The following is a 13,145-nucleotide window of genomic DNA, read 5'->3' as shown; positions in this document are numbered from 1 at the left end:
ATGATTCTGAAGTTTTAATTTATTTTATTTCCACGAGAAGGAAACTCAAATCGTCCATTTGGTATTTCCATCCAACTGAGAATTTAAACAGAGAATCTTGAACTACCTTTGCCAGGTCTTGAAATTTTTGGTATCGATTGTCCCATAACAATGCTTTGAGTCTTTCTTCACCAAAACTATCGCCATCCTCATTCAATAGATCAAAAATTCCATCTGTATAGAGTAAAATTTTATCACCTGGTTCGAGTTTTACCATCTCCTCGGCATAAGGTATATGAGAGAATAATCCTAATGGTTTTCCTTTTACATTCAAATGAATGATATCTGGTTCGGAATTTCGAATCAGAAAAAAACCAGGATGGCCTGCGTTACTGAATGTGGCTGTATAAGATTCTGTATCAATGAATACATAAGAGGCTGTGATAAAAAGATTTTTTGTTTTTCCAACCAAATGCCTATTCATCGAATGAAAAACACGCGAAGGAAACTGCAAATAAGCACTCGCTCCAACGAAGGCCATTTTTGACATAGCAGCGACCATAGCAGAAGAAATTCCATGCCCAGAAACATCTGCCATGAGAATGGCCCAATTTCCCATACTATCTTTTGTATGGTCAAAATAATCACCACCCACCGACTCTAAGTTTTGCGAAAAACCAATGATCCGAATTCGTTCATCCTCATTGTATTTCGGTGATAACAATGATTTTTGGAGTGCGTGAGCCAAAGCCAAATCCTTATCGATTTGGATTAACCTTTGTAGTTCTTTATTTTTATTTCGTAATTCGGCATTCATCCGGCTGATGGATTGTAGAAGTTGCCAATAATGTTTGAAAACATAAAACCCAAACAATACCATCATCATTATAAAACTATAATGGATGAGTCGAACACCATAATCTAAAAATTCAAGATCCACTAAAATATCATGAAGTCCGCCAACAACGATGAAAAGTAATCCTAAAGTAATGGTGCGAAGATTTTTGTTTCCTTTGATTAAAACATAAACAGAAGAAAAAATTGCCACAATCCCTTCAAAAATAATGATCCAATCATAATCATTTTCACTATTAAGAAAAGAGATTCCATTTTCATAATTATTCACTAGGGAGATAAAAAATACAAATAGATGAAGAGCTGCGAGTATCTTAAATAAATTCCGAAAGAATGGAGGAAAAATTCCAATTAAAAATAATAAAAGGGCAAAAGGAAAAAATGCAAAATTAAAAAAGGTAAGTGGTATCACAAAATAAGAAAACTGACTCAATGAAAAACCAACAAAACCATTCAAAACTTCAATCAATGAGGCAGAAAATAACAGAATCGAAAAATTAAGAAAAATAATTTCCCTTTTTCTTAAAAAATAAAATCCAAAAAAAATAACAGAAAGGATAAGGAGTATTGGAGCAAAAAAAGTTTCCGAAAAATTATCTAAAAACAAATCCACTAAAGCTTGCGAATGGTCTTTAAAATATACTTCACGATCCATTCCAATAAAACTTTTGTATCTTGATTGGAACTGGATGATAATGGAACCAGAAGGGTTTTGATGGAGTGGAATGATATAAGGAAAAATATGATCCTGAAGTTTTGATTCAAAAATCAACTCCTCTCCTTGAAAAAGTTTAAATTGTTCCAAGGCAATCCCAATAGAAAGGACAGGGATTTTCAGTTGTCTAACAAACTGATCACTAAATTTAATATAGAGAAATTGATTCTCTTGTGGGTTTAATCCCAACTGATTGGGTTCCAATTTTCGCCAAACATTGTTTGGAATCGAATTTGGGTCTGGTATCTCCTCTAAAGACCAAAAATAATACCTATCCAATAGATAAATGGATTGTTGGAATTTCTCATCCGATTTGGTTTCCGAATGTAAATCCAAACATCCGCAAAAGAAAATCACAAACCCTAAATAAAGAACAAACCGTAAGAGAGTATGAATCGATTTATATGATTTGACTTCTTTCAAAATTTGATTCCTATAGGACTAGCAGGATACGTTCAATGAATCGCAATCGATTCCTATCATTTTTTTACCTACTCACCTTTCTATTATTGTCTCTTACGGCGCTTATGGCCCAAGAGAAAACTCCCCAAGAACTATTCGTGGAAGACAAACTGGAATGTTATTCCATCGCCACGGACATTGACGGACAAGAATACCAGAAATCTTTAAAATGTATTTCTAAAGATTCCATCTGTTACATTATCCAAGGTTTTGCGATGAGTTGTATTCCTCGTACAGGAAGATACCCTCTGGAAATGCCCAATCTGATTCCAAAACCGACTCAACCATAATCGTATAACAGGAGATTTATGAAAATCAAAACAAAAATCAGTGAAATGTTGAAAATTGATCTACCGATCATCGCAGCACCTATGTTCCTCGTATCCTATCCGGAGTTAGTGGTGGCAGTTTCCGAGGCTGGGGGGATTGGTTGTTTCCCGTCTTTGAACTACAGGACGCCAGAACAATTGCGGGAAGGAATCCTTGAAATTCGTTCCAAAACCAAAAAACCCATCGGAGTCAATTTGATCCTACACAAAGAACACAACCCGAACTGGGCAAAACAATTCGAAGTGGTTATGGATTTAAAAGTAGAACTCATCATTACGAGTCTTGGAACTCCACGAACCATTGCGAAAGAAATCAAATCCAATGGATCCACATTGTTTTGTGATGTGACCACACTGAAACATGCGAACATCGTAGCAAAGTCGGGAGCCGATGCTCTCATTGCTGTTTCCCAAGGAGCTGGCGGGCATGCTGGAGCCATTACCCCTTTTGCTCTCATTCCTTATTTAAAAAAAGAAGTAGGACTACCGGTGATCGCTGCTGGTGCCATCTCTACCGGTTCACAAATGGCTGCGGCTTTGTCTTTAGGGGCAGATGCAGTTTACATTGGAACTCGTTTCATTGCCACCCCAGAGTCAAGAGCGCAAAACGAATACAAACAAATGTTAATTGATTCAAATCCAGACGAAATTGTTTATACAGAAAAAATTTCAGGAATTCCGGCCAATTGGTTGGCAAAATCCGTAGAACGATCTCCTGAAATTCTAGAAGATGGCCCTAAAAAAATTGCTGCTGGTCATGCCGGCGGGGAAAAAGCCATCGAACAAGAATACAAACGTTGGAGAGATATTTGGTCTGCTGGCCAAGGGGTAGCACAGATCGAAGAAGTAAAACCTGCCGGAGAAATTGTAAAAGAAATTGCCAGTGAATACTTGGCCACTCTAAACAATCTTCCTCGCTAAACAAATATAATGCGAATCGATTAGACAAATCGGTTCGCATTAGGAAGCCTTAAAACGGATTTAAATTTCTTTCGGTTCTCTAAGCAAAATCAACCAATTCAAAATTGAATTAACAATCTTATCATTTTCGAACGGCTTCGATCATTCCTTTCATATCTAAATAATCATTCGATTTATAGATCATCTTTCCTTCTGCATCTAAGATTAGAAAAAATGGCAAACCAATCTTCAATTCAGGATAATTGGGATGATTTGCAAACTCTTCAAAAATGGGATCTGTATCATAAACCTTCCAAAGGACAGCCTTGTTTTTAAAGGTTTCATTCCATTCCTTATGAGTGAGAGTTAGTTTTTGGAACTCTTTACAATTCGTACACCAGTCCGCATAAAAATCGATGAATATCGGTTTTCCGGTTTCTTTAGCAATCCGATATGCTTCCTTTTCTGACCTTTGCCATTCTAAATTTCCATGAACTTCTATGGGAATTGAACTTAATCCCGCACCAGGTGACGCTGAGGAAAATTTAGAAACTCCCGATTGTAAAAGTAGGATCAAAACAAGTAGCGATGTATAGACACCCAATTGTAAAAGAGAGAGTTTCATTTTCTCATAAGGAAGGCCTTCTTTCTTTTGTAAGTACAAAAAGACCAAAGTCAAAGTCCAAATGAGAAATACTTTGATAGAAAGTCTGGAATCAAATCCCCAAAGACCAAAGGCTTTTTCTAAATAAGTATATGAAAAATACAAAATCATCAAAGCAAGAACCCATTGGATCGACTTCATCCACTTTCCAGATTTTGGTAAGGCAAAACCAAATACACCAATCAAGAGAAAAGGAATCCCAAGCCCCAATCCAAATACGAACATTTTTAATGAAGTGAATAGAATAGGTAGAATACTAAACCCTTCGGTTTGGTAGGTTATCAGTTGGACAAGAATGGATACAACTACGGGACCAACACAAGGAGAAGAAAGTAACCCAGCCCCTGCACCCAGAAAAAAAGTATTCGCATAACTTACGTTTACCGAATTTCTAAGGTCACCAGAGAAAAAAGGAAAATATAAAAATTCAGCAACACTCAGCCCCAAGATAAATAATAAAACGGAAAGTACAACTTGGGTTTCAGGGAAACGTAAAAAAGAATTGAACGCCCCTCCACTAAATCCAGCGACCAGTCCAAATACTGCGTACATACTCGCAAGACCCACATAATAAACTAGCGGATGCGACCATTTGTGTTTCGAAACACGGGACTTTAAAATCCCCGCAGTGATGGGATACAAAGGATAAACACAAGGCAATAGCCCCGCGAGCAAACCGCCAAAGGCTAAAAAGAAAAAACTAAAAATAGAAAAAGACCCAGAAGACAATTGGGATTCTATAAAGATTTGGATTTCAGATACCATACTCTCTGTCTTAGAACGTAGCTGTGGCTTTCAAAACAATGCTCCGATCCAATCTACCATATTCGGAGATCGGATGCACTGCAGGTTTTGAAAACTGTTCTATATATTCGACACGATTTGATGCCTCGCCGGTACTGTCTACATACCATTTATTTGGGTCTCCTTTAGAATCATACGAACGTACCTCCGTATATCCCAAAGCAAGTCGTGCTGATGGGGTGATTAACCATTCCCCAAAGATTTGACGAGTGATGTAATAAGATTGATTAGAATAGAGAGGGTCTACAGTTCCAGGTTTGAACCAGAGCCAAGGTTCCTTTTCCACTGTTTCCGTAGCTTGGAGACCAGGAGCCGGTCCGCCAGTGGCAATCTCGCCTCGGGTTACAATACGCAAAGTTCCGTTCCCAAGGCCGGCCCAAAAGTAGGCTCCTCGACCAGTTGCTTCTGGAACTTTCGTAGCAGGCGCATAAGGAGACATCCGATCCACAATTTCCCCACCCAAACGTTTTTTTGCCATTCCGCCAAGCCCTAAGTTTAGGATCTCTCTCCAAACTAGGTGTGACTCGACAGCAACAACTTGTTCTTGGTTGAGTGAAACTGTTCCTTGTTTTCTTGTGAGCGGATTTCCATCACTTGCTAGACAACTTGTTTTTCCTTCTCGACATTCATCGCTCGCATAACCAAAAGCATTCGAAGCTCTTCCTAAAATATGGAGCCCTGTTTTAAGATTTTCTGACCAGGTTGGATCCCAACCTAGTTTTCCAATCACATCGTATCCTGTATTGGTTGTGTTTTGGGTATTTCGATACCCTTCTCCGTTGACGATAGCAGTTTGTACAGAAAATGAATTCCAACGAAGGATATAATTGATTCCAAGATCTACAGGATCTTTGGAAAAACCCATAGACTCCAATGGAGATTTATCAAAATAACGCCAATCATAGTTCCCTGACCAAACAGAAAACATATGTGGCAATTCAAACATTCCCAATTGGATTTGGTGTTTTGTGTTTCCTATTTCAAAGGTTTTAGCTAAATTTGCTCGCCTAACGAGAAATACATATGGGTTGGATTTATTACCAGTGCCTGCTAAAGTGTCATTTGTAAGAGCATCGTTACGAAGGATTTCTCCCCAGAACTCTGCTTTGATTCCAGTTTCTTCCCATTCTTTCGACATGGTAATCATTGTCCAAGGGAGTGAAAATCCGGCTTTGTCAGAAGGAGTTAAATCAGTGGTTCCAGAGGCTTTGTCTCGAACTCGATAAGAAAGTGTTGGAGTGAGGATGGCACCTAGTTTTAATCCATAGTAACCATCAGGTTCGTCTTTTTTTGTGGTGATGACCTCATCACCAAATAAAGAATTGGTGATGAGTATTGTTAATAAAAATAGTCTAAAAAAAAATTTCACTTTTTACCATAAGTTTCATCCGGAGTAAAACTTGTATCTTCCCAACCTACAGGTTTATGGCATGGAAGGCAACGAGATAACATAGGATTGTCTTTACGTTTTTCTTTAAACTTGAGAGTGGCACCGTCTTCGGTGATGAGTTCTTTGTAATCGTTTTTAGAAATTTCAGTAGCTCCCACTTTCATAGCACCGCCACTTCCTTTTGCAAATTCGGTTCCATTCACATTTACGAGACCTTCACAAACACAAGTGTATCCTGTTTTTTCTTTTTCTTCGTAGAACACTCCGAAAGCGGTTCCACGTACACCGGCTGTCGTTGTGGGAGTAGATGCCTCAAAACTTCCTTTTTTAAAATTGCTGACTCGGAACCAAGCGGCTCCTTTTTCTATATAAGCTTTTGCAATTTTTTTATCGGAATCCCATTCTTTTAGCGTAAAGTCTGTGTTTGGTTGGATGCGTATCTCTGTTTCTTTGTAGAAAAAATCCACTTTAGATCCATTCCCAGTTTTGATTCTATCGCCTGGTTTTAGCACATCATTGACTTTGAGTGTTTTCCAAAGTTTGGAAGTGTCAGAAGCGGAGATAAAACTGACTTTACCGCGAGTGAAGGTAGCTACAGCAAACTCTTCTGCAAAAAGGGAAACGGAAGTTAGGAGGATGGAAAAAACTGTTAGAAGGATTCTGAGGCTCATAATCCCTCTAACAAACACGATGAAATAAATTATCAATCAAATTTATCAAATTTGATTTTGTTTTCAGCGGGTTTACCTACCAGGGAATGGCGAAACCCATATCTTTCAATTTGTACTCCAATTCCTCACGTTCTCGGCTTTTTTTAGCTGTGGAACCTTGTTCGTCTAACAAACCTAGTTCGATTGCCTTCTTTATAGCACCTTCTTTGCCAGAAGTGTTGAGCGCATTGATGATTAGTGTGTCATATTTAGTCAAATTGAGCGCAGACAAACGGTAGTCGACAAATGCTTCCCAAGCGTTTGGAACCCATTTTTTAACAATCTGTTCTCCAATGGTTTTTGCAAAGAGACGAACTTCCAATTGGGCATGATCATCCATACGAAGTGCTAAAAAGTGAAGTAAGTTGTGTAGGTCAACTTTCCAATACGCTTCCGTATAAGTTGCAAGTGGTAAATCTTTCCTTGCTTGTTCGCGAGCCACACCCATTTCTAATCTTTCATTATAAAGGTCATTCGCAAACTTTTGAAATTCAGTTTCTCTTTTTGTTAGGTGGTCACCTTTGGATAATTCTAAAAATCCATCGCTACCTTGTTTGTTACCAACGGATTGGACTCGCCATTCACCTGGTAGAGTGGTTTGTGCAGAGTCAATGGCTACGGAGTAACGCGTAGAGTATTCATTGACATTTGCCATTCGGTGTCGAATCCACTGGCGCCAAGTGTCCATAGGAACTCGAACATGTAGCTTTAGTTCGCACATTTCGAAAGGAGTGCTGTGGCGGTGGCGCATCAAATAACGAATCAGGCCTCGGTCTTCATTTACCTTTTTTGTGCCTTTTCCGTACGAAACGCGTGCTGCTTGAACGATTGATTCATCAGATCCCATGTAATCAACGAGTCTGACAAACCCATCATCCAAAACCGGAAATGGTTTTCCTAAAATGGAGTCTAATTCGGGAACGGAAACTCTTGAAATGGATTCGAAATCAGATTGTTGCATATTAGCTTTATTTTTTAGTTCACAGGCATATGAAAAGTCGAAAATAGAGTTATAACGGACTGTATTGCCTTATAAATAGAAAGGATGCTAAATGGCACTTGAAGAAAATTCACAGGAAGATCGTCTGATCAAAATTTCCTCCCGAGACAGCAATAAAAGTCTCATGGTAAACCCGGATAAAATTTATATTTTTCCGGTACCAAAACCTACGTTCCAATTTTTGGAAAATATTTGGCAATCTTTCACAAATAAAATGGTTTCTCTCGTGGATTTCAACGATGACCCCATTTTCAATTTTTCGATTTTTGAAGTCATTGACCAAGATGAAATGAAAATTGTGGCCACGGCCACCCACTTCAAACTCAAAGAAATTGCGGAACGCCGTCGAATTCCTGGGATCGAAGAATACATCAAAAAATCTCGCCCCATCCATCTAGCCGACCCTCGTAATGAATCCGCAGGTTTTATCCGTAAATCCATCATTGATTTTAATAAAGGCCTTAGACCGGAAGTTACCTTTGTTAATTTGAAAGAGGAAGAAATCCATCCTGAGAAAAAAGTATTACTCTCAGAAACCATGAACCATGCCATCGGGATTCCCCTCTTTGTGAACGAAAATCCTATCGGGATTTTGTGGGGGATTACCAAAGATCCAATTCCTGAAGACAAAATTCGGCCCCTCACCCTCCAACTTTATTCTTTGTTTGATGTGATTGAGTTTGTGGTAGCAAAAGAAATGGAATCGGGTAACGACCATTATATTGCTCAAAAAAATATCGAAAAGGCAGATACAGTTTCTAATTCTAGAAACTTGTTTTATACGACCACCAAAGACCAAAAAGAACCGGTCACGTCCATTATCTTCAAATCCCATCAGTACAATATTGAATATAGAATGGATGCATCTTTCATCATCCCAACTACTGATGGTTATGCGGTCTCATTAAAAAGTTTTACTCCTGAAAAATTAAACAATACTGGTAAAAACCTTTTACTCATTCCTGGATTTTTCTGCAGACGTTCCGTAATGGACAAACTCGCAAAGGAACTCGCACTCAAATATGGATACCGAGTTTTCCTCATGGATATGCGAGGAAGGTCCAGACAAACCATGCCTAAACATGGAAAAAAAGAAGGATGGACGGTTGATAATTACATCCAAGATGACTTTCCAGAAATTCTTCGTTGGATTCGTTGGCACTACCCAAGTGAAAGGACAGTGGTTCTTGGTCACAGTATGGGGGGAATGATTCCTCGATTTTATGTATCTTCTTACGATAAAATCAAAGAACTCAAAGAAGAATTCAATTTACCGCAACCGGAAGAATATATTGCAGGGATTGTTTCCATTACTTCACCTAACTATATCAGTTTAAAATCCAACTTCATTGGCCTGGATACTTTGAAACGCGGATTTAGTATGCTTCCACACAAAATGATATCGGATATGATTTTGAGTATGGCTAGTTTTTCCATGCAAGCCACCATCCAAACCATTGACCTAAAAAAATTCTTTAAATTGATTTTGAACCTTCACTCCAGTTTGAGAAGTTTCAGTTATAATATTGGAACGAAAGTTTTAACCATCAAAGACTTTGTGGGTTATAAAGAAATCACTCCTCCTGAATGGTATTTCCTCATGGAAGATGTGTTTTGCGAAGAATCTGTCTCTGTGATTATGCAATTTTTCCAAAGTCAGATCTCCAACGAACGAAGTTTCTGGTCAAATGATGGTCGAATCAATTATACCGAAAACTTTCTAAACAACTTCAATATGCCAATTTATAGTGTAGTTGGCACTGTTGATAAAATTGTTCCAGAAGAAAGCCTCACAGAACTTAAAGATCTCAAATCAGAAAACAAGGTGATCACTTATTACGAACAGGGCCACCTTGGAATCATCTTTCATGGAGAAACTGTTAGAAAAATTTGTAAAGGGATCGATGAATGGATCCAGGGATTAAAATAATCCCAACATTCCCCTAACGCCCGCTAAACCGGTTGTGAATAAGTTCCATCTCTTTTTGGAGAGTGGCATCACGACCGGCGAGGAAATAAGCCCCTCTCACTGGGATGCTTGTGATTTCAGAATCTTCCGTAATTGTCACAACGGTTCCGGGAATCTTTGGTGCCAAGGTGTAAGTCCAAGAACCACGCATTTTAAAACTCGCATCCGTTAGTTCTATTTTCCAAAGTTTGTTTGGAATGGATTCACGAAGTTCAAAAATCATGTACCCGCCCATATCTGGTGTTTCTTCCCATTTTGTAATCGTACCATCGGGTTTAGTTTCTAAAATTTTAATAGCAACCACTTCCTTTCGACGATTCGGAAGGTCACGAACGTCAGTGACGTAAGCCCAGATGTCTTCTGGTTCTGCTTTCAACCATTCACTGGTTTCCGAATGGAATTTCGGATCTTGGAAATAACCTACTGCTAAAAAAAGAACAACGAGACCGATGAGTAAAAAACTGGTTCCAAAAGCAAAAAGAACAATTCGTTTCATAACTTTTTTTCTTGCTTAGTCTTGGATTGATCAATCATAATCTTTCCACAATGCATGCAAATGAAGAGTTAATTCAGAAGTTTTATACGGCCTTCCAAAACAAAGATGGACAAACCATGGTCTCTCTCTACCATCCCGAGATTGAATTCAAAGATCCTGCCTTTGGTCAATTGAAAGGGAAAGAAGCGGTCGCAATGTGGCTTATGTTAATCGAAAAAAGTCAAAACTTAACGATTCGATTTTCTAATATCAAAGCAGATGACACAAAAGGTTCCGCCGATTGGGAAGCCGATTATAGTTTTAGTAAAACTGGCCGAACAGTTCAAAACAAAATCCATGCAAATTTTACTTTCAAGGATGGGAAGATCCTCATTCACAAAGATCATTTTTCCATGTGGAAGTGGCTCGGCATGGCAATGGGTCCTGTTGGTTATTTTCTCGGTTGGTGGCCGGCTCTTGGAAATAAAGTTCGTAAAGAAGCAGTGACTGGATTACAATTGTATATGAAAAGAAAACGTATGTAGTTTGTTAGTTGGTGAAATAGGGAATTCAAATTGGTTTCAAATTCATACCAAATTGTTTTCCCTATTTGGTGTCCACTTTATATGCCTATTATGGATTTGGCATATTGGAAAGTCCACCTGCGTTGGTAACATCAGAGTATCCTACTGATTCCAAAAATGATTTTGCACTCCCACTACGACCGCCAGAAGCACAATACACAATGATGGATTTGTTTTTATCTCCAAATTCATCCAATCGCTTTGAAACTTGGTCGACAGGAATATTGATGGCACCAGGGAAATGACCAGATTGGAATTCGGCAACGGTTCTTACATCGACAACCAAAGCACCAGAATCAATTTTTTCTTTCAATTGTGTTTGGTTTACACCAAGTACAGATTTTAATTTATAAATAATAAAAATAACACAAACAACAACTAAAACAATGATAACGATACGATTCAAAAACTACTCTCCTACTTTGTTAGGATAGACGAAGGAAATAGAATCATTCAGACCAAGTTCACGAAAAAAACAAGAATAATAACCTGTATGACAAGCCGCACCAATTTGACCTGTAATATACTGGATGAAAAAGGGATTAGAATGTACATAAATCGCAGATAAATTTTGAAGGTGGCCAGACTCTTCTCCCTTCACCCACTTTCCATTTCTGGATCTACTGAAATAAGTTCCAAGGCCTGATTCCACTGCCGAAAGTAAACTTTCTTTTTTACCCCAAGCCAACATCAAATCTTTCCCTGAAATGTCTTGGGCTAAAAATGGGGAAAGAGGGGGAATTGTTTTTTGAAAAGAAATCCATTCTTCGTCTGTTATTTTCAAACTTCCAGATTCCCATAACAGAAGTTTGTTGGAAATGTCTAAATTAGGATTGATTTCAAGTAGGGCATCTTCATCACAATCAACAAATAATTGTTTTTTGCCAAAATCAAATTGGTTTACAAATTCCTGCGCAAGTGGAGAGCTCATTACTTTTAAACTTACGTCTTTTGAGTTCAGTGTTGGTTTGGATATGATTGTGATCTCTTTTTCTTTCGGAAGTTGGATCATAAATTTGTCTCCACAGATAAAATTTCTGTAGTTTTTGTTTTTCCTCGAAGGGACAAAGTGCCCATAGATTTGGTTTTTAAGTTCTGTTTCATTTCCAAAGAAATTTGATCATACAATTCTTTTGAGATAAGAAAGTTTCGTCTTAATTCTTTTCCTAAGGTTTCCAATCGGCTTGCTGCATTCACCGTATCTCCAATGACTGTGTATTCCAATCGTTTCTCTACACCAACGTTACCAACAATGACTGGTCCATAGTGAATTCCCAAACGAATGGATATAGATTTTTCGCCATTGGATTCCCTTTTTTGATTCCATACAGACAAAGCTTCTAACATAGCAATTCCTGCTTTGACTGCACTAGTCGCATCATCTTTTGAAGGGAGTGGAGTTCCAAAAGTCACCATCATCCCATCGCCGATAAATTTATCCAGTGTGCCATTGTGATCAAAAACAATATCCAACATAAAACTATGATATTCGGAAAGTAAGGACATAGTTTTTTCAGGGCCTAAAGATTCTGAAATCTGCGTGAAATTTGCAATATCACAAAATAAAACAGCTACTGTAGATTCCTTTCCTCCTGGTTTGAAAAAATCATCCTCAGCCTGACCCATTTGACTCACGACATTGGGTGAAAAATATCTCGAGAGTTGAGACATTTTGATCTCATTCGTAACAGCCATAAGAACTGTTCGCCTAACACGATAGGTGAGGTATGCCAAAAAAAAGCCAAGAACACCAATGATTCCCATGGACATAATGTAATTATTTACATGGGCTGCAGGCCCAAGAAAGGCTTCTTTAAAATTTTCGGTGCTGATAAAACGTGGATCTTGTTGCGCATACACCAAAATCCCGGCTTGGCTAATAACAACTCCCAATGCATAAATCATTGGGTAAATAGGTTGGATACTAAAGGCATTCATCACCAAGGTTGCTGCGATGATAAAATGTAAATAGGTTTTGATTAAATAAGTTCTGGGAACTTGTGACTCACCCCCAACCGCATTGTACCAAATGAACGGAAGGATGGTGATGATGAATAAATCAATGACTACACAAAACAATCCAACAAAGGAAACGAACTTCCCTTTTTTCAAAAACTTGGACAAAATGTACAAAACTACGATTAGAGCTAACGATATAGAGGCAATCGTTAACAATTCATATAGAGTCTGAGCAACAAAGAAAGTGGCAATGGTAAGAAGGGAAAAGATTATAATTTTTCCATATAGGCTAAATTTAATCCCTTCTATTTCCTTCTCCCTTAAAATTTGTTCAGACTTTGTTGCCATTG

General features: G+C 38.2%; 13 protein-coding genes. 4 read left to right on the top strand and 9 right to left on the bottom strand.

The features are described from left to right. Positions 1-19 precede the first annotated feature (19 nt). Positions 20-1,972 carry a PP2C family protein-serine/threonine phosphatase gene (locus tag EHQ70_RS16635; RefSeq protein WP_135588273.1) on the bottom strand — a complete coding sequence of 651 codons (1,953 nt, stop codon included), beginning with the start codon at positions 1,970-1,972 and terminating at the stop codon, positions 20-22. 35 nt (positions 1,973-2,007) lie between these two features. Between EHQ70_RS16635 and EHQ70_RS16630 the strand changes: the two genes are divergently transcribed. Together EHQ70_RS16630 and EHQ70_RS16625 are read left to right on the top strand one after the other, a co-directional pair. Then, positions 2,008-2,301 (top strand): hypothetical protein, encoded by a 294-nt coding sequence (locus EHQ70_RS16630; protein ID WP_135588271.1) that lies wholly within the window; start codon positions 2,008-2,010, stop codon positions 2,299-2,301. Positions 2,302-2,319: 18 nt separating this feature from the next. After that, positions 2,320-3,261 (top strand): NAD(P)H-dependent flavin oxidoreductase, encoded by a 942-nt coding sequence (locus EHQ70_RS16625; protein WP_135588269.1) that lies wholly within the window; start codon positions 2,320-2,322, stop codon positions 3,259-3,261. 121 nt (positions 3,262-3,382) lie between these two features. Here EHQ70_RS16625 and EHQ70_RS16620 read toward each other — a convergent pair whose 3' ends face one another. The 4 genes from EHQ70_RS16620 to thyX form a co-directional block, all read right to left on the bottom strand. Beyond that, positions 3,383-4,669: a protein-disulfide reductase DsbD family protein gene (locus tag EHQ70_RS16620; RefSeq protein ID WP_135588267.1), complete on the bottom strand. Its 1,287-nt coding sequence runs from the start codon at positions 4,667-4,669 to the stop codon at positions 3,383-3,385. Positions 4,670-4,679: 10 nt separating this feature from the next. Beyond that, on the bottom strand, positions 4,680-6,077 hold the full coding sequence (locus EHQ70_RS16615; RefSeq protein WP_135588265.1) for a hypothetical protein: 1,398 nt from the start codon (positions 6,075-6,077) through the stop codon (positions 4,680-4,682). Beyond that, positions 6,074-6,769, bottom strand: coding sequence for a FecR family protein (locus tag EHQ70_RS16610; protein WP_208729575.1), 696 nt, complete (start codon positions 6,767-6,769; stop codon positions 6,074-6,076). The genes EHQ70_RS16615 and EHQ70_RS16610 overlap by 4 nt, the downstream gene beginning before the upstream one ends. A 76-nt stretch (positions 6,770-6,845) precedes the next feature. Then, positions 6,846-7,769, bottom strand: a complete 924-nt coding sequence (gene thyX, locus EHQ70_RS16605; protein WP_135588263.1) for an FAD-dependent thymidylate synthase — start codon at positions 7,767-7,769, stop codon at positions 6,846-6,848. A 91-nt stretch (positions 7,770-7,860) separates the two neighbouring features. Here thyX and EHQ70_RS16600 point away from each other — a divergent pair, with 91 nt between their 5' ends. Then, positions 7,861-9,738: an alpha/beta fold hydrolase gene (locus EHQ70_RS16600; protein ID WP_135588261.1), complete on the top strand. Its 1,878-nt coding sequence runs from the start codon at positions 7,861-7,863 to the stop codon at positions 9,736-9,738. 13 nt (positions 9,739-9,751) lie between these two features. On the opposite strand, the gene EHQ70_RS16595 is transcribed toward EHQ70_RS16600, so the two are convergent. After that, the gene (locus tag EHQ70_RS16595; protein WP_135588259.1) at positions 9,752-10,273 is read right to left on the bottom strand and encodes an SRPBCC family protein; all 522 of its coding nucleotides are present in this window, start codon (positions 10,271-10,273) and stop codon (positions 9,752-9,754) included. 50 nt (positions 10,274-10,323) lie between these two features. On the opposite strand from EHQ70_RS16595, the gene EHQ70_RS16590 reads away from it, so the two are divergent. Beyond that, entirely contained in the window at positions 10,324-10,797 is a 474-nt protein-coding gene (locus EHQ70_RS16590) for a nuclear transport factor 2 family protein (protein ID WP_135588257.1), read from the top strand. 88 nt (positions 10,798-10,885) lie between these two features. Here EHQ70_RS16590 and EHQ70_RS16585 read toward each other — a convergent pair whose 3' ends face one another. From EHQ70_RS16585 to EHQ70_RS16575, 3 genes are read right to left on the bottom strand one after another with little or no spacing between them, the layout of a single operon-like run. Then, positions 10,886-11,242, bottom strand: coding sequence for a rhodanese-like domain-containing protein (locus tag EHQ70_RS16585; RefSeq protein WP_135588255.1), 357 nt, complete (start codon positions 11,240-11,242; stop codon positions 10,886-10,888). A 3-nt stretch (positions 11,243-11,245) separates the two neighbouring features. After that, entirely contained in the window at positions 11,246-11,848 is a 603-nt protein-coding gene (locus tag EHQ70_RS16580) for a phosphoribosyl-AMP cyclohydrolase (RefSeq protein WP_135588253.1), read from the bottom strand. Continuing rightward, positions 11,845-13,143, bottom strand: coding sequence for an adenylate/guanylate cyclase domain-containing protein (locus EHQ70_RS16575; protein ID WP_135588251.1), 1,299 nt, complete (start codon positions 13,141-13,143; stop codon positions 11,845-11,847). Before EHQ70_RS16575 ends, EHQ70_RS16580 begins: the two co-directional genes overlap by 4 nt. Between the last annotated feature and the right edge of the window lie 2 nt (positions 13,144-13,145).

Origin of the sequence: Leptospira congkakensis, from assembly GCF_004770265.1 — a bacterium.
In the GTDB taxonomy this organism is placed as follows: Bacteria; Spirochaetota; Leptospiria; order Leptospirales; family Leptospiraceae; genus Leptospira_A; species Leptospira_A congkakensis.
Note: the sequence above shows the minus strand (reverse complement) of the source record. Positions and strands in the feature narration are given on the sequence as shown.

What these genes read in the sequence shown, in the direction of transcription:
- EHQ70_RS16630 (WP_135588271.1), top strand. Translation starts at nt 2,008, where the DNA reads ATGAATCGCAATCGATTCCTATCATTTTTTTACCTACTCACCTTTCTA.
- EHQ70_RS16625 (WP_135588269.1), top strand. Translation starts at nt 2,320, where the DNA reads ATGAAAATCAAAACAAAAATCAGTGAAATGTTGAAAATTGATCTACCG.
- EHQ70_RS16620 (WP_135588267.1), bottom strand. Translation starts at nt 4,669, where the DNA reads ATGGTATCTGAAATCCAAATCTTTATAGAATCCCAATTGTCTTCTGGG.
- EHQ70_RS16610 (WP_208729575.1), bottom strand. Translation starts at nt 6,769, where the DNA reads ATGAGCCTCAGAATCCTTCTAACAGTTTTTTCCATCCTCCTAACTTCC.
- thyX (WP_135588263.1), bottom strand. Translation starts at nt 7,769, where the DNA reads ATGCAACAATCTGATTTCGAATCCATTTCAAGAGTTTCCGTTCCCGAA.
- EHQ70_RS16600 (WP_135588261.1), top strand. Translation starts at nt 7,861, where the DNA reads ATGGCACTTGAAGAAAATTCACAGGAAGATCGTCTGATCAAAATTTCC.
- EHQ70_RS16595 (WP_135588259.1), bottom strand. Translation starts at nt 10,273, where the DNA reads ATGAAACGAATTGTTCTTTTTGCTTTTGGAACCAGTTTTTTACTCATC.
- EHQ70_RS16590 (WP_135588257.1), top strand. Translation starts at nt 10,324, where the DNA reads ATGCATGCAAATGAAGAGTTAATTCAGAAGTTTTATACGGCCTTCCAA.
- EHQ70_RS16580 (WP_135588253.1), bottom strand. Translation starts at nt 11,848, where the DNA reads ATGATCCAACTTCCGAAAGAAAAAGAGATCACAATCATATCCAAACCA.
- EHQ70_RS16575 (WP_135588251.1), bottom strand. Translation starts at nt 13,143, where the DNA reads ATGGCAACAAAGTCTGAACAAATTTTAAGGGAGAAGGAAATAGAAGGG.